Genomic DNA, 14,444 nt, shown 5'->3' on the forward strand with positions numbered 1-14,444 from the left:
CCGCTTCATACAAATCTCTGTGAAGGCTTACTCGACCGGTTCGCCTGCCGCGATCCAATCCTTGAACCCACCCTTGTAATGCTCGCGGATGTCGCGCCCCGCCGCCTGAGCGAACTCCATGGCACGTACGGACCGGACACCGGCAGCACAGGAAAACACGATACGCTTGCCTTCCGGGAGGGACGAAGGATTGAACGTGGAGAGAGGATGCGAGACCGCGCCCGGGATATGCCCGGCCGCATATTCATGAGGCTCGCGCACATCGACCAGGACGATCGACCCGTCCTGGAGCCCCTTCTTGATGTCCTCGCGATCGAGATCGATGACCTGTGGCGCGTTCATGGAAAGTCCCTCCCTACAATACCCTCACTCTTATCGGCATTGCAGGGAGTATGGCAATCGAGGTGTTTTAGGAGAGCGGAGGAATCCGCAACACCCAACCGGGTTGGATCATATCGGGATCCTTGACTGGCGGGGAATTGGCCTTGACGATCTCGGTGTATTTCGCGCCTTTGCCCTTGCCGTAATGCTTCTCGGCAATTTCCCAGAGGGTATCGCCTTTCTGTACCGTGTACATGGTCGAAGGTGTCGAGGGCTGCTGGATCTGAAGATCGCTCGTATCCACTTCGGCAACGCCATAGGTATTGCCGAGTGACAGAATGATCTTCTCTGCCTCTTCTTGCGTGACGGTCTGACCCGAAAGCTTCACCTGATCGCCGTTGACTTGGATTCCAAGCTTGCTCGCTTCGAAGCCATGTCCCTGAACCTCCTGCTGCAGCTTCTCGGGCGTTGCAGCGGCGGCGCTGCCGCCAAAGATCTTGGCGCCAGCTTCCTTTATGAATTTGAACAAACCCATGTGCTTCTCCTCCTGATCCGACCACTTATGCGGCCAAGCTGAAACGAAGACGCGTGGGCGAGGCGAAGAGTTCCGCTCAGGCCAAGTTCGAGAATACATCGGCCAGGGACGGCAATCGATCCTTGAGGCGGAGCAGCGCAATCAACTCGATCTGCACGATAGCCGTATCGAACTCGGTATCAGCATCATGTTCCAGCCGCTCCTCGAAGGCCGCCATGATCTCATCCTTCGTGCGCTCCTTCACCGCCATGATGAATGGGAAGCCGAATTTCTGCTTGTAGGCATCGTTCAGCGCAATGAAGCGATCCCGCTCTTCCTCGGTGAGGCTGTCGAGGCCTGCGGAGGATTGCTCGTTGCGGGAATCCGCCGTGAGATCGGCGAGCTTCAGGCGACCGGCCAGATCGGGATGCGCACGAATGAGCGCGAGCTTCTGATCACGTGTCGCCTCCGAGAGCGCATGCACCATAGAAGCATGCAGTCCTTCCGCTGTGTCCTGAGCCGTCGTGAAACCGGCATCATAGGCGCGCTCCGCGAGCCACGACGAGTGCTCGAATACATCGCCGAACAGTTCCACGAACACCGCCTTGCTCATGGTGCTGGGCTTGAGGCGCACTGGGCGATGATAACGGATCCAGAGTCGGGCGATATCGATGCGCCTGGCGATCCAAACGTCATCGTGTGACGCGACATAATCGAGAAAACGCGCAAGCGCCGCAGCACGTCCCGGACGGCCGACGAGTCGGCAATGGAGACCGACCGACAGCATCTTCGGCGCATGCCCGCCCTCTGCATAGAGCGTGTCGAACGAGTCCTTCAAGTAAGCGAAGAACTGATCGCCCGAATTGAAGCCCTGCGGCGTCGCAAAGCGCATGTCGTTCGCGTCCAACGTGTAGGGCACGATGAGTTGCAGGTGATGACCGTGCTGCTCCCAATAGGGAAGTTCATCGGCATAAGAATCCGCACTGTAGAGGAAGCCTCCCTCCTCCGCCACGAGATGATTGGTATGCTCCGAGGTGCGGCCCGTGTACCAGCCGAGCGGACGCTCGCCCGTCACCTCGGTATGTATGCGGATCGCCTCCTTCATATGCGCCCGCTCCTCCTCGGAGGAGAAGTCGCGATAGTCGATCCATTTGAGGCCGTGGCTTGCGATCTCCCAATCGGCCTCCTTCATGGCCGCCACCACATCCGGGTTGCGCATGAGCGCCGTCGCAACACCATAGACGGTTACCGGCATCTTGCGCTCCGTGAACATGCGCCACAAACGCCAGAAGCCTGCACGGGAGCCGTATTCGTAGATCGACTCCATGCTCATGTGCCGCTGGCCGAGCCAGGACTGCGCACCGACGATCTCGGAGAGGAAAGCTTCCGACGCACGATCACCATGGAGGATGTTGTTCTCGCCGCCCTCTTCGTAATTGATCACGAACTGCACGCAGATCCGCGCATCGTTCGGCCAACGCGGATGAGGCGGATTGCGCCCGTAACCGACGAGGTCGCGAGGATAGGTGGTCTCGGGCATGTCTTAGCTTCCGCGATAGGTGGAATAGCTCCAGGGGGAGACGAGGAGCGGCACGTGATAATGGCCATCGGTCTCGGCGATGGTAAAGCGGATGGGAACGATGTCCAGAAAAGGTGGATCGGCAGTCGGCGTCCCGATCGCCTTGAAATAAGCGCCGACCTCGAACACGAGCTCATAGGTGCCGGTGCGAAAGGCCTCGCCGATCATCAGAGGCGCATCGGTACGGCCATCCGCATTGGTGACGGTGCGCACGACGGAACGTCGGCTTCCGTCCTCAATGGCAAAAAGCTCGATGGCGACGCCCTTTGCAGGCTTGCCGTTAACATTATCCAGAACGTGGGTGGACAGGCGACCCATGGAACCTCGCGAGCGTGAAAGCGGACGTGAATCTTCGGGCCTTACGCTCCGGCGTCAAGCGCCCAGGCCCGATAAGCTGGAAAGCGCAGGATTTCCAGGAGCCTGTTTCTGTTGAAAAACGCCTACGGAAGGCCTTTCGCAATTGAGCCCCCCGCCCTAGGCTAAGGCTTCTTTCATCTCAACAGTGGCTGCATGATCGACCCGCAAATCTCCGAATGGATCAGCCAGATCCTGCGTTGGACCCATGTGATCACGGCGATCGCCTGGATCGGCTCCTCCTTTTACTTCATTCATCTGGACCTGAGCCTGAAGAAGCGGGAGGGGCTGCCCGAGGGTGTCGGCGGCGAGGCCTGGCAGGTCCATGGCGGCGGCTTCTACAACATGCGCAAGTACCTCGTTGCGCCACCCGAACTGCCGAAAGAGCTCACCTGGTTCAAATGGGAGAGCTATTCCACCTGGATCAGCGGCTTCTTTCTCATCGTCTGGGTCTATTATCTCCACGCCGATCTCTACACGATCGACCCCGCCGTTCGTTCGCTCGCGCCCTGGCAGGCCTCGGTCATCGGCATTGGTGCCCTGGTGGCGAGCTGGTTCGTCTATGAAGGCTTGTGCCGTTCTCCACTCGGCAGGAACGGGCTCGTGCTCGGCATCGCGCTTTTTGCCTATATCCTCCTTGCTGCTTTCGGTTTCACGCAGGTCTTCAACGGGCGCGCGGCCTTCCTCCACACAGGCGCGATGATCGCCACCTGGATGTCGGCGAGCGTATTCTTCATCATCATCCCCAACCAGAAAAAGGTGGTGGCCACCCTGCTGGCCGGAGGCTCGCCCGATCCGAAGCTCGGCAAAGAGGCGAAGCTGCGCTCGACGCACAATAACTACCTGACGCTGCCCGTCATCTTTCTGATGCTGTCGAACCACTATCCGCTGGCTTGGTCGTCCCGCTATGCGGTGGGCATCATCGGCCTCATCCTGATCGCCGGCGCGGTGATCCGGCACTTCTTCAATTCTCAGCATGCGGGCAAGGGTTCACCCTGGTGGACATGGGGCGTGGCAGCCGCCGCCATCATCGTGGCGATCTGGCTCTCGATCATTGGCAAGCCCGGCAATGCCAACCTGGCGGATTCGTCGACAACGCTGGCTCCTGCAGCTGCCTTCGAGGAAGCCACCCTCGCGATCCAGTCCCGCTGCTCCATGTGCCATGCGGCGGAACCCGTGTGGGACGGCATCACCATCGCCCCAAAGGGTGTGCGCCTCGACACGCCGGAGGAAATCGCCCGTCACGCGGAGATCATCCGGGTCCAGGCCGTGCTGACCCATGCCATGCCGCCGAACAACATCACCGAGATGACGCTCGACGAGCGCAAGGCCGTTGCGGCTTGGCTGGCGAGCCGGTAACGCCCCTTCAATTTGTGCAGTCCCGCACCAAGAACAATCCAACGGAGGATCATCCATGTCCGAACTCACTCTCAACGCCGCTCAGACCATTGCCGAAGCGACCCTCAAGACCGCCCGGGAGAAGTCGTTCAAGCCGCTCGCGGTGGTTGTCTATGATGCGCGAGGCTCCCTGAAAGCCCTGCTCGCCGAGGACGGCACGAGCCTCAAGCGCGCCGAGATCGCCATGGGCAAGGCCTATGGAGCGTTGGCTCTCGGCGTGGGTTCGCGGGCCCTCCACAAGATGGCGACCGACCGCCCCTATTTCGTCGCCGCAGCCACCCATGCGGTCGGCGGACAGCTCGTTCCGGTGCCCGGCGGCGTACTGATCAAGGATTCCAAGGGTCATATCCTAGGCTCCGTGGGCGTCTCTGGCGACACCTCCGATAACGACGAAATCGCCGCGGCGGGCGGAATCGAGGCTGCCGGGCTCGTTTTCGACGCCGGAGCGTAACCTTTCTCCACATCTAGCCCCCTTACCAACCCAGGGTTTCAGGGCTGGAGGGGGATAGTACTGGACATGAACAGTTGATTGATCAACAAATAGGACAAGGTTACTGCCTTATCGGCTCTGACCGAGACATTCCAAGACCCTAAGAGAAAATCAGAAAGGGAACGCGTCCGATGTCATCATGGATCAAACGCACGGCGCTGGTTGCCGTCGCCACGGCCGCCCTCATGGGCGCCATGAACGCGGCCTTCGCCGAGGTCGTCTACAACCGCGCCAATTCCGGCGAGCCCGAGACCCTCGACACCCACAAGACCTCGACCGTGCAGGAAGCGCATATCATGCGCGACATGCTCGAAGGCTTGGTCGCCTATAGCGCCAAAGGTGAGGCCATCCCCGGCCAGGCTGAAAAGTGGGAAGTCGCCGACGACGGCAAGACCTATCGTTTCACGCTCCGCAGCGGCCTGAAGTGGTCGAACGGCGATCCGGTCACGGCCGAGGACTTCGTCTTCTCCTATCGCCGCATTATGGATCCGGCCACCGGCGCGAAGTACGCGAACATCCTTTACCCGATCAAGAACGCCGAGAAGATTAACAAGGGCCAGGCCAAGCCTGAAGAGCTGGGCGTGAAGGCCGTCGACGCCAAGACCGTCGAGATCACCCTCGAGGCGCCGACCCCCTACTTCATCGAGCTGCTCACCCACCAAACCAGCCTGCCGGTACACAAGGGCTCGGTCGAGAAGTTCGGTAAGGACTTCGTGAAGCCGGGTAACATGGTGACGAACGGCGCCTACAAGCTCGCCGAATTCGTGCCGAACTCCCACATCAAACTCGTGAAGAACGAGCACTACTACGACGCCAAGAACGTCCAGATCGACACGGTCAACTACTTCCCGACGCCCGACTTCGCTGCGATGGTTCGTCGCTATGAGGCCGGCGAGCTCGACACCACCGACGACGTGCCCGCAGACCAGATGAAGTCACTGAAAGAGCGCTTCAAGGATCAGGTCAAGCTCGGCCCGTATCTCGGCACCTGGTACCTCGTCGTGAACTCCTCCAAGGCTCCGTTCAACGACGTGCGCGTGCGCCAGGCTCTCTCCATGCTGGTCGACCGCGAGTTCATTTCCGAGCAGATCTGGGGCCAGACCATGCAGCCGGGCTACTCCTTCATGCCTCCGGGCGTGGGCAACTACGGCGAACCAGCCTACATGGACTACAAAGACACCTCGCCGATCGACCGCGAGGACAAGGCCAAGGCGCTCCTGAAAGAAGCCGGCTTCGGTCCTGGCAAGCCGCTGAAGGTCGAGATCCGCTACAACACTACGGATAACAACCGCAACACGGTCATCGCCGTGTCCGAGCAGTGGAAGCAGGCCGGCATCGAGACCTCCTTCATCAACACGGACGGCAAAACCCACTTCGCGCACCTGCGCGACGGCGGCGACTTCGACGTCGCCCGTTACGGCTGGATTGCCGACTACTCGGATCCGAACAACTTCCTGTTCCTGCTCAAGAGCGACAACAAGGGCTTCAACTACGGCAAGTACAACAACCCGCAGTTCGACAAGCTCCTCGATCAGGCTGCCACCGAGCTCGATCTGAAGAAGCGCGCCGATCTCATGAAGCAAGCCGAGGCGATCCTGATGAAGGACATGCCCTGGATCCCGATCATGTACTACGGCAAGAGCAACCTGATCTCTCCGAAGATCAAGGGCTTCGTGCAGAACACGCGGGGCGTCTATCCGACGCGCTTCCTTTCCAAGACGCAGTAAAATAATTTTCACTGTAGGGGCGGCCTGAAGATCAGGCCGCCCTATCTTTTTGCTGTTATCCTATATCAGTAGGAGGAGCATCCATGCTCTCCTTCATCCTCCGCCGTTTCCTGTCGGCAATCCCGACGCTGTTCATCATCGTCACGATCTCGTTCTTCCTAATCCGGCTCGCACCCGGGGGCCCCTTCGACCTCGAACGCCCCCTCGAAGCGAAGGTGATGGAGAACCTCAACCGGATCTACCAGCTCGATAAGCCGCTGATCGAGCAATACTGGCTCTACTTGCAGGCCGTGATGCACGGCGACTTCGGGCCATCGTTCATCCTGCGCGACTTCTCGGTGGCCGAACTCTTCGCCCGTGGCCTTCCGGTTTCCGTGACCCTGGGCGCGCTGGCGCTATCGCTCGCCATTCTCGTCGGCGGAACGCTCGGCACCATCGCGGCGCTGCGGCAAAACAGTGCCATCGATTATCTCGTCACCGGCATGGGCGCCCTGGGGCTGACCATTCCGAACTTCGTGGTGGCCCCCATCTTCCAGCTGGTGTTCGGTCTGGCTCTTGCCCTGCTGCCCGTAGCCGGCTGGGCCGACGGCAATCCGCGCAACCTCGTGATGCCGGTCATCGTACTGGCGCTGCCGCAGATCGCGGTTGTGGCACGCATGATCCGCGCTGCGATGATCGAGAACCTGCGCTCGAACCATATCCGCACCTTGCGTTCCTTAGGCCTGCCAACGCGGACCATTGTGGCGCACGCGCTTCGCGGCGCTGCCCTTCCGGTGGTGTCTTATCTCGGCCCTGCGGCAGCCGCCCTGCTCACGGGTTCGGTGGTCGTTGAAACGATCTTCGGCCTGCCGGGCATCGGACGCTACTTCGTGGAAGGCGCGCTGAATCGCGATTACACACTCGTCATGGGCACGGTCGTGGTCGTGGCCGTCTTCGTTCTGCTCTTCAACCTCGTGGTCGATATCCTCTACGCATTTATCGATCCGCGCATTCGTTATGATTGAGGTGCACCATGGCTGAAGGCGCTGTTCTTCCTGTCGAGACCATGGCCGGGCCGGTTGTCACCGGCCGCTCCCTTTGGGCAGAGGCCCGTGGTCGTCTCATCCGCAACAGGGCTGCTCTCACCAGCATCATTGTGCTGAGCCTGATTGCCCTCGCCTGCATCTTCGGGCCGTTCTTCACGGGGCACCCATTCGATCGGGTCTATCCCGACTACGTGAAGGTGCCCGCGAGCCTCGAGTCTTACCCCAAGGCCGACCAGATCGAGCCGAACATCGAGCGCATCGGCTCGCGTGTGCGCGCCAAGGCGGAGAACATCTCCATCGATGGTGGCGTCGTGCACCTCACTCTCGTGAGCACGAGCACGCGCCTCATCGACGAGCGGCTTCTGGCCTACTTCGAGCGCTCCGATTTGTTCGGCACCGCCAAGGTGGTCGAGCGCCAGGAGGAAGGCCGCAGGCTCATCGTCGATGTACCGGTGAAGCAGCAATACTTCATCTTCGGCACCGACACGAATGGCCGTGATCTTCTCACCCGCACCATGAAGGCCGGGCAGATCTCCCTCTCCATCGGCCTGCTCGCCACCTTCGTCGCGATCTTGATCGGAGTCATCTACGGCGCGACGTCCGGCTATCTCGGTGGTCGTATCGATCTCATGATGATGCGCATCGTCGACATTCTCTACTCGCTGCCGTTCATCTTCTTCGTGATCATGCTGGTCGTGTTCTTCGGCCGCAACTTCATCCTGATGTTCCTCGCGGTCGGCGCGGTGGAATGGCTCGACATGGCCCGCATCGTGCGCGGCCAGACGTTGTCCATCAAGCGGCAGGAATACGTGCAGGCGGCAGAAGCGCTCGGCGTCGAGACAAAAGGCATCATCCGCCGTCACGTGATCCCCAACACGCTGGGTCCCGTCGTGGTCTACATGACGCTACTCGTGCCGAAGGTGATTTTGCTCGAGAGCTTCCTCTCCTTCTTAGGATTAGGCGTTCAGGAGCCCAACACCAGCCTCGGCGTTCTGATCTCCGAGGGTGCCAAGAACATCCAGGGCGCCACTTGGATGCTGCTCTACCCGTCCATCACGCTTGTCGCGATCCTGTTCTGCCTCAACTTCATCGGCGACGGCTTGCGCGATGCTCTCGACCCGAAGGATCGCTGACATGACCGAACCCGTTCTTTCTGTCCGCAACCTTCACGTCCGTTTCCGCACCGGCGACGGCATTCTCCATGCGGTCAAGGGTATCGATCTCGACATCCCTCCCGGCGAGACCGTCGCCATCGTGGGCGAGTCCGGATCGGGCAAGAGTCAGACCATGATGTCGGTCATGGGCCTGCTTGCCTCGAACGGTTGGGCCGAGGGCTCTGTGAAGTATCGCGGGCAAGAGCTGATCGGCCTTTCGCCGGAGAAGCTCAACACCTATCGCGGCTCGAAGCTCACCATGATCTTCCAGGAGCCGATGACCTCGCTCGATCCGCTCTATCGGATTGGCGACCAGCTCGCCCTGCCCTTGATGACTCATGGTAGGATGAGCAAGGCGGCAGCTCGCAAGCGCGCCATCGAGCTCTTGGAACTGGTGCGCATTCCGGATCCTGCTCGCCGCATCGATGCCTATCCGCATGAGATGTCCGGCGGACAGCGCCAGCGCGTGATGATCGCGATGGCGCTCGCCAACAATCCGGACGTGCTGATCGCAGACGAGCCCACCACCGCGCTCGACGTGACGGTGCAGGCGCAGATCCTGGAATTGCTGCGCGACCTCCAGAAGCGACTCGGCATGTCCATCGTGTTCATCACCCACGATCTCGGCATCGTGCGCCGTTTCGCGGACCACACCTATGTGATGAAGCGCGGCGAAGTGGTGGAGAGCGGACGCACCGCGGACATCTTCGCGGCCCCCGAACATCCCTACACGCAGATGCTGATCGATGCCGAGCCCCGGGGTCGCAAGGAGCCTGCGCCGACGAATGCGCCCGTCATCCTGGACGCCAAGAACATCCAGGTGACCTTCGCTCTTGAGAAGAACTTCTTCGGCAAGACCACCCACATTCTTCGCGCCGTCGACGACGTGAGCCTGACCGTGCGTGCTGGTGAGACCGTGGGCGTTGTGGGCGAGTCCGGCTCCGGCAAGTCCACCCTCGGACGCGCGATCCTGAAGCTGCAGCCTGCCTCGGGCATGGTCCGCTTCGAGGATCGCAACCTCATGCCGCTCGACCGTGCGGGCATGCGCCCCTTGCGCCGCCATCTGCAGCTCGTGTTCCAGGATCCCTTCGGCTCCCTTTCCCCGCGCATGACAGCGGGAGAGATCGTGACCGAAGGCTTGCTCGTCCATGAGCCGAGCATCTCCCGGAAGGAGCGCGACCGCCGCGCGACGCAGGCCTTCGAAGAGGTGCAACTCGATCCGGCTTGGCGCAACCGCTTCCCACACGAATTCTCGGGCGGCCAACGTCAGCGCATCGCGATTGCCCGCGCCATGATCCTGCATCCGAAGCTCGTGGTGCTCGATGAGCCGACCTCGGCCCTCGACCGCTCCGTGCAGAAGGAAATCGTGGAACTGCTCCGCAACCTGCAGAAGGCGCATGGTCTGGCTTACGTGTTCATCAGCCACGACCTCGCCGTTGTCCGGGCGCTGTCGGACGAGATCATGGTCATGAAGACCGGCAAGGTGGTGGAGCGCGGCACGGCCGAAGAGATCTTCGAACGCCCGCGCGAGGCCTATACTCGCGACCTGATCGCGGCTGCCTTCCTGGCCGAGCGCGAAAGGCCCGAGACCAAGAGCCAGCCCCTGGCCTCCTGAGCTGGAACCGAAGGCCATGGCGCGGATTTGACTCCGCGCCATGGCAAAGCTCGCATCCTATCGCGCCAAGCGCGACTTCACCCGAACCTCCGAGCCGAAAGGCAAAGCCACCCGGCACAAAGGCTCGTCTTTCGTCGTTCAGAAGCACGACGCCTCCCGTCTGCACTACGATTTCCGCCTGGAGCTCGATGGCGTGCTCAAGAGCTGGGCCGTGGCGAAGGGACCGAGCCTCGTCAAAGGCGAGAAGCGCCTCGCGGTCCATGTCGAGGACCACCCGCTCGATTATGCGGATTTCGAAGGCACCATCCCCGAAGGACAATATGGCGGCGGAACGGTCCTGGTCTGGGACCGCGGCACCTGGGAGCCAGAGGGTGATCCCCACGAAGGCTATGACAAGGGCCGCCTGACCTTCCGCCTCGACGGAGAAAAGCTCCATGGCACATGGCATCTGATCCGCATGGCGAAGCGTCCCCGTGAACGCCAGGAATCCTGGCTGCTGATCAAGGCGGATGACGCTTATGCCCGAACGGAGAGCGATGCGGACATTCTCGAAGAAGCGCCGCTCTCGGTAAAGTCGGGCCGCTCCATTGAGGAGATTGCGCCAAGCCCAACGGCCAAAGCTGCGACGAGGCGAAAAGCTGCCTCGAAGAAGCCTGCAGCCACTCCATCGAAAAAGTCGGCATCACCTGCGAAACGCACGACCGCGGCCAACACGACGAAGGCAAGCGATGTGGAGGTAGCTGGCATCCCCCTCACCCATCCCGAGCGCGTGCTGTGGGAGGAACAGGGCCTAACCAAGCAGGAGCTGGCAGAGTTCTATGCCAGTATCGCCGATTGGCTGCTGCCGCATCTCGTCAAGCGTCCCCTCACCCTGATCCGCTGTCCTTCCGGCGCGCAGAAGAAGTGCTTCGTCCAGCGCCATTCCTGGGCCGGCATGAACCCGGCGATCCATCGCACCATGGTGCCGGACACGCCAGGCGAGCTGGAGGTACTGACGGTCAGTGACATTCAGGGGGTCATCGCCCTCGTCCAATCCGGTGTGCTGGAATTGCATGTCTGGGGCGCAACACTGGCGGATTTGGAAAGACCCGACAGGCTGATATTTGATCTCGATCCCGGGGAAGGCGTGGAATGGCGCCAGGTAATCGAAGGGGCCTTCTCTATTCGGGAGCGCTTGAAGGCACTGGGCCTTGTGAGCTTCGTGAAGACGACAGGCGGGAAAGGCCTGCACGTCGTGGTGCCGTTGAAGCCCAAGGCTCCCTGGAAGGAGGCGCTGGCGTTCACGCGCAGCATGGCGGAAGCGATGGCGAAGGACGAGCCGGATCGCTACACTACCAAATCAGTGAAGAATGAGCGTCAGGGCCGGATCTTCATTGATTATCTGCGCAACAACCGCGAAGCCTCCGCCGTTGCGCCCTACTCCACCCGCTCACGCCCCGGCGCGTCTGTAGCGACACCGATTGCGTGGGAAGAACTGACGCCAGACCTCAAGCCGAACGGCTTTACTGTGAAGAATTTAGGCGAGCGCCTTGCCGCCTTACGACAGGATCCCTGGGCGGAGATCGCCAAGGTCGATCAGGTCCTGCCTGAAGCGAAGCGCTCGAAGCGCACCTCTCAGAAGAAAGGCGCCTGAATCCCTTCGACCCTGAACGCCTCCTGCACGGCCGGACGCGCGATCACCCGCTCGGCCAATGCATCCAGATTGGAAAGCATGCGCGGCGGGCGAGGCATGCCCCTGCCCCAGCGGATCAGCATGAACAGGAAGAGATCCGCGGCGGAGAACCGATCTCCAAGGAGCCATGCCCTGTCGCCGAGCTGCTCGGAAATCACATCGAACATCCGATAAAGGCGCCTCTCGGCAGCCTGCTTTGCAGCAGGCGCGGCGGCCTCGTCGCTCACGTGCTCATGGGGATAGAACCAGGCGCGATACTCAGCCTGCGGCGTGTTCGTCAGATGGACCATCCACTTGTAGAACTCAGCGCGCTCCTTGGTGCCGACGGCGGGTGAAAGACCGGCCTGCGGGAACTTGTCGGCAAGGTGCAAAGCGATAGCTGCGGTCTCGAACAGCACGAGGTCGTCATCAATCAGCACGGGGATACGTCCGTTCGGGTTGAGTTTCAGATATTCGGGGCTCTTCTGGGCATTGCTGCCCCGGTCGACGAGACGCATCTCGAAAGGCACGCCGATCTCCCGCAGCATCATGTGCGGTAGCAGGCTGGCATTGCCGGGATAGTAATAGAGAGCCAACATCGCGAGGAACCTTTCGTGACCTGAGCCCCTCCTTCGTAAGGAGCGCTCCGCTGTGCGTAAAGGTGCGTGAAGCCGCCATCCATATCTTCCTTTCAGGGATCGACGCCCTATCGTCCTGAAAGAACCGAGGAGTGCCAGGAATGATGGATCGCACGCACAGCATCATCGCGAAACTGCGGGTCAAGCCGGGAGAACGTGTGAAGCTGAAGGAGCGAGATCCACGGGATTCCAGCCTCTTCGGCGACGAGCAGGACACAAAAGCCGCGACCGCCACCCTCGCAGAGGACATCGATGTGCTGCAGGACAGCCTTTATGCGGAGGGCTCGCGCGCCCTCCTCGTCGTCCTTCAGGGGACCGACACCTCCGGTAAGGACGGCACCATCCGCAGCGTCTTCAACGCCACCGGGCCTCTGGGTGTCTCCGTCACCGCCTTCGGAACGCCAACGAAAACGGAGTTGGCGCACGACTATCTCTGGCGGGTGCACGCTGCCTGCCCCAGGCGTGGCACCATCGGCATCTTCAACCGTTCCCATTATGAGGACGTGCTGATCGCGAAGGTGAGGAACTTCGCCTCGAAGAAAGCGATCGAGCAGCGCTATGATCAGATCAATGCGTTTGAGAAGATGCTGGTCGAGAACGGCACGACCATTCTCAAGTTCATGCTTCATATCTCGAAGGACGAGCAGAAGGAGCGGCTTCAGGAACGTCTCGACGATCCGAGAAAGCACTGGAAGTTCAATCCTGGCGATCTCGAGGACAGGAATTACTGGGACGAATACCAGGGGGCCTACGAGACCATGCTGCACCGCTGTTCGACGGGGCATGCTCCCTGGTACGTCATTCCCGCCGACCGAAAATGGGTGCGCAATGCAGCTATCGCCTCGATCGTCAAGGCCACCCTTGAGGAAATGGACCCGCAATATCCGAAGGCGTCGTGGAAGCCGAATGACTTCGCGATTCCCTAGAGCAGCGAACCCAAAAGTGGAGGGCACTTGTGGGAACCATCCGATGCTCCCTTTCCTAGGTCGCGCATCGTTGGATGCGAACCGAAGGTCCGCACGATGCGCTTGGCGGCATCCCACCTTCGTCGAAGGCCCTTGCCGAGATGGGGTTTCAGCGCGACAATAATCTTATGAAAAGCATCCTCGTTCCCATCGAAGACCATGGCCAGATTGAGAGCCAGCTTGAAATGGCGCTCCTCCTGGGCCGCACCTTTGACAGCTATATCGAGGGTCTGGCGATCACCCCCGATTATCCCGTCGTTCTGCCGGTGGATATCGCCATCGGCGTCCCATCGCCCCTCACCCCTGAGAACCGCTTCGAGATGGCGCGCGGCTGCCGCGAGCGGTTTGAGGGCTTCATGACCACCAAGCAGATTTCGCGTTCTTCAGCGGGCTTGGCTGGCCTGAGCTTCGGCTGGCGCCAGGACGGGTTGATGGAAGATGCCTTCCTTGGCGCTTATGGCCGGGTTTTCGACACCGTCGTGGTCGGCAGACCCGATGGCTCGAACGGCCAGACGCGGCTTTCAACGGTCGAATCCGCCCTTTTCGAAACGGGCCGCCCGGTCCTCATCGCTCCTCCGTCCGTGCCCCGCACCTTCGGCGAAGTCGCCGTGATCGCCTGGAATCGCAGCACCGAGACAGCCCGTGCGGTGCTGGGTTCCATACCGCTTCTCAAGAAAGCGCGTCGCGTCGTGGTTCTGGAACTCGAGGATTGGGGGGTTCCTGGCCCCTCGGGATCGGAACTCGCTCGCTCCTTGCGGATGCATGACATCGCCGCCGAGGCCATGTCTGCTCCGGACCCTTCGGACAAGCCGGGCGACACCATCCTGGCTGAGGCCGCTTCTCTCGGCTGCGATCTCCTCGTCAAGGGTGCTTATACCCAAAGCCGCCTGCGGCAGATGTTCTTCGGTGGGGCGACGAGCCATATCCTGAGCAACACGACGATCCCCGTTCTGATGGCCCACTGAGAGTGAGGGCTGGACAATGTTTCGGGATGTCGCTGTTGTTCTGGATGA

13 protein-coding genes and 2 pseudogenes are annotated in these 14,444 nt (G+C 61.0%); 10 read left to right on the forward strand and 5 right to left on the reverse strand.

Translation table 11 applies throughout. The features are described 5' to 3' along the window. Window positions 1-27: 27 nt before the first annotated feature. The 4 genes from AA309_RS26280 to uraH form a co-directional block, all read right to left on the reverse strand. Entirely contained in the window at window positions 28-342 is a 315-nt protein-coding gene (locus tag AA309_RS26280) for a rhodanese-like domain-containing protein (RefSeq protein ID WP_047191981.1), read from the reverse strand. 67 nt (window positions 343-409) lie between these two features. Next, window positions 410-856: a peptidoglycan-binding protein LysM gene (gene lysM, locus AA309_RS26285; protein WP_047191982.1), complete on the reverse strand. Its 447-nt coding sequence runs from the start codon at window positions 854-856 to the stop codon at window positions 410-412. 76 nt (window positions 857-932) lie between these two features. Beyond that, window positions 933-2,375: an allantoinase PuuE gene (gene puuE / locus AA309_RS26290; protein ID WP_047191983.1), complete on the reverse strand. Its 1,443-nt coding sequence runs from the start codon at window positions 2,373-2,375 to the stop codon at window positions 933-935. Window positions 2,376-2,378: 3 nt separating this feature from the next. Continuing rightward, complete coding sequence (uraH, locus tag AA309_RS26295; protein ID WP_047191984.1) at window positions 2,379-2,732, reverse strand: hydroxyisourate hydrolase; 354 nt, start codon at window positions 2,730-2,732, stop codon at window positions 2,379-2,381. 192 nt (window positions 2,733-2,924) lie between these two features. On the opposite strand from uraH, the gene AA309_RS26300 reads away from it, so the two are divergent. The 8 genes and pseudogenes from AA309_RS26300 to ligD all read left to right on the forward strand — a co-directional run. Then, window positions 2,925-4,127: a urate hydroxylase PuuD gene (locus AA309_RS26300; RefSeq protein ID WP_047191985.1), complete on the forward strand. Its 1,203-nt coding sequence runs from the start codon at window positions 2,925-2,927 to the stop codon at window positions 4,125-4,127. 55 nt (window positions 4,128-4,182) lie between these two features. After that, the gene (locus AA309_RS26305) at window positions 4,183-4,617 is read left to right on the forward strand and encodes a GlcG/HbpS family heme-binding protein (RefSeq protein ID WP_047191986.1); all 435 of its coding nucleotides are present in this window, start codon (window positions 4,183-4,185) and stop codon (window positions 4,615-4,617) included. Between the two features lie 170 nt (window positions 4,618-4,787). After that, window positions 4,788-6,383 (forward strand): peptide ABC transporter substrate-binding protein, encoded by a 1,596-nt coding sequence (locus AA309_RS26310; RefSeq protein WP_047191987.1) that lies wholly within the window; start codon window positions 4,788-4,790, stop codon window positions 6,381-6,383. A gap of 83 nt (window positions 6,384-6,466) precedes the next feature. Further along, window positions 6,467-7,387: an ABC transporter permease subunit gene (locus AA309_RS26315; RefSeq protein ID WP_047191988.1), complete on the forward strand. Its 921-nt coding sequence runs from the start codon at window positions 6,467-6,469 to the stop codon at window positions 7,385-7,387. Between the two features lie 8 nt (window positions 7,388-7,395). Further along, window positions 7,396-8,541, forward strand: coding sequence for an ABC transporter permease subunit (locus AA309_RS26320; protein ID WP_047191989.1), 1,146 nt, complete (start codon window positions 7,396-7,398; stop codon window positions 8,539-8,541). 1 nt (window position 8,542) lies between these two features. Further along, window positions 8,543-10,177: an ABC transporter ATP-binding protein gene (locus tag AA309_RS26325; RefSeq protein WP_047191990.1), complete on the forward strand. Its 1,635-nt coding sequence runs from the start codon at window positions 8,543-8,545 to the stop codon at window positions 10,175-10,177. Between the two features lie 40 nt (window positions 10,178-10,217). After that, a pseudogene (locus AA309_RS37885) lies at window positions 10,218-10,865 on the forward strand (DNA polymerase ligase N-terminal domain-containing protein); the annotation flags it as partial. A gap of 72 nt (window positions 10,866-10,937) precedes the next feature. Then, window positions 10,938-11,810: pseudogene (gene ligD / locus AA309_RS26330) on the forward strand (non-homologous end-joining DNA ligase); the annotation flags it as partial. Here the strand turns inward: ligD and AA309_RS26335 are convergent. After that, on the reverse strand, window positions 11,792-12,427 hold the full coding sequence (locus tag AA309_RS26335) for a glutathione S-transferase family protein (protein ID WP_047191992.1): 636 nt from the start codon (window positions 12,425-12,427) through the stop codon (window positions 11,792-11,794). The pseudogene ligD and the gene AA309_RS26335 sit on opposite strands and share 19 nt — an antisense overlap. Before the next feature lie 140 nt (window positions 12,428-12,567). Here AA309_RS26335 and AA309_RS26340 point away from each other — a divergent pair, with 140 nt between their 5' ends. Further along, complete coding sequence (locus AA309_RS26340; protein WP_047191993.1) at window positions 12,568-13,392, forward strand: polyphosphate kinase 2 family protein; 825 nt, start codon at window positions 12,568-12,570, stop codon at window positions 13,390-13,392. A 74-nt stretch (window positions 13,393-13,466) separates the two neighbouring features. Then, entirely contained in the window at window positions 13,467-14,396 is a 930-nt protein-coding gene (locus AA309_RS26345) for a universal stress protein (protein WP_052955019.1), read from the forward strand. Window positions 14,397-14,444: the final 48 nt, after the last annotated feature.

It is taken from the genome of Microvirga vignae (assembly GCF_001017175.1).
Taxonomy (GTDB): Bacteria; Pseudomonadota; Alphaproteobacteria; order Rhizobiales; family Beijerinckiaceae; genus Microvirga; species Microvirga vignae.

Coding starts and splice junctions, on each gene's coding strand:
- AA309_RS26280 (WP_047191981.1), bottom strand. CDS start 342: ATGAACGCGCCACAGGTCATCGATCTCGATCGCGAGGACATCAAGAAG.
- lysM (WP_047191982.1), bottom strand. CDS start 856: ATGGGTTTGTTCAAATTCATAAAGGAAGCTGGCGCCAAGATCTTTGGC.
- puuE (WP_047191983.1), bottom strand. CDS start 2,375: ATGCCCGAGACCACCTATCCTCGCGACCTCGTCGGTTACGGGCGCAAT.
- uraH (WP_047191984.1), bottom strand. CDS start 2,732: ATGGGTCGCCTGTCCACCCACGTTCTGGATAATGTTAACGGCAAGCCT.
- AA309_RS26300 (WP_047191985.1), top strand. CDS start 2,925: ATGATCGACCCGCAAATCTCCGAATGGATCAGCCAGATCCTGCGTTGG.
- AA309_RS26305 (WP_047191986.1), top strand. CDS start 4,183: ATGTCCGAACTCACTCTCAACGCCGCTCAGACCATTGCCGAAGCGACC.
- AA309_RS26310 (WP_047191987.1), top strand. CDS start 4,788: ATGTCATCATGGATCAAACGCACGGCGCTGGTTGCCGTCGCCACGGCC.
- AA309_RS26315 (WP_047191988.1), top strand. CDS start 6,467: ATGCTCTCCTTCATCCTCCGCCGTTTCCTGTCGGCAATCCCGACGCTG.
- AA309_RS26320 (WP_047191989.1), top strand. CDS start 7,396: ATGGCTGAAGGCGCTGTTCTTCCTGTCGAGACCATGGCCGGGCCGGTT.
- AA309_RS26325 (WP_047191990.1), top strand. CDS start 8,543: ATGACCGAACCCGTTCTTTCTGTCCGCAACCTTCACGTCCGTTTCCGC.
- AA309_RS26335 (WP_047191992.1), bottom strand. CDS start 12,427: ATGTTGGCTCTCTATTACTATCCCGGCAATGCCAGCCTGCTACCGCAC.
- AA309_RS26340 (WP_047191993.1), top strand. CDS start 12,568: ATGATGGATCGCACGCACAGCATCATCGCGAAACTGCGGGTCAAGCCG.
- AA309_RS26345 (WP_052955019.1), top strand. CDS start 13,467: ATGCGAACCGAAGGTCCGCACGATGCGCTTGGCGGCATCCCACCTTCG.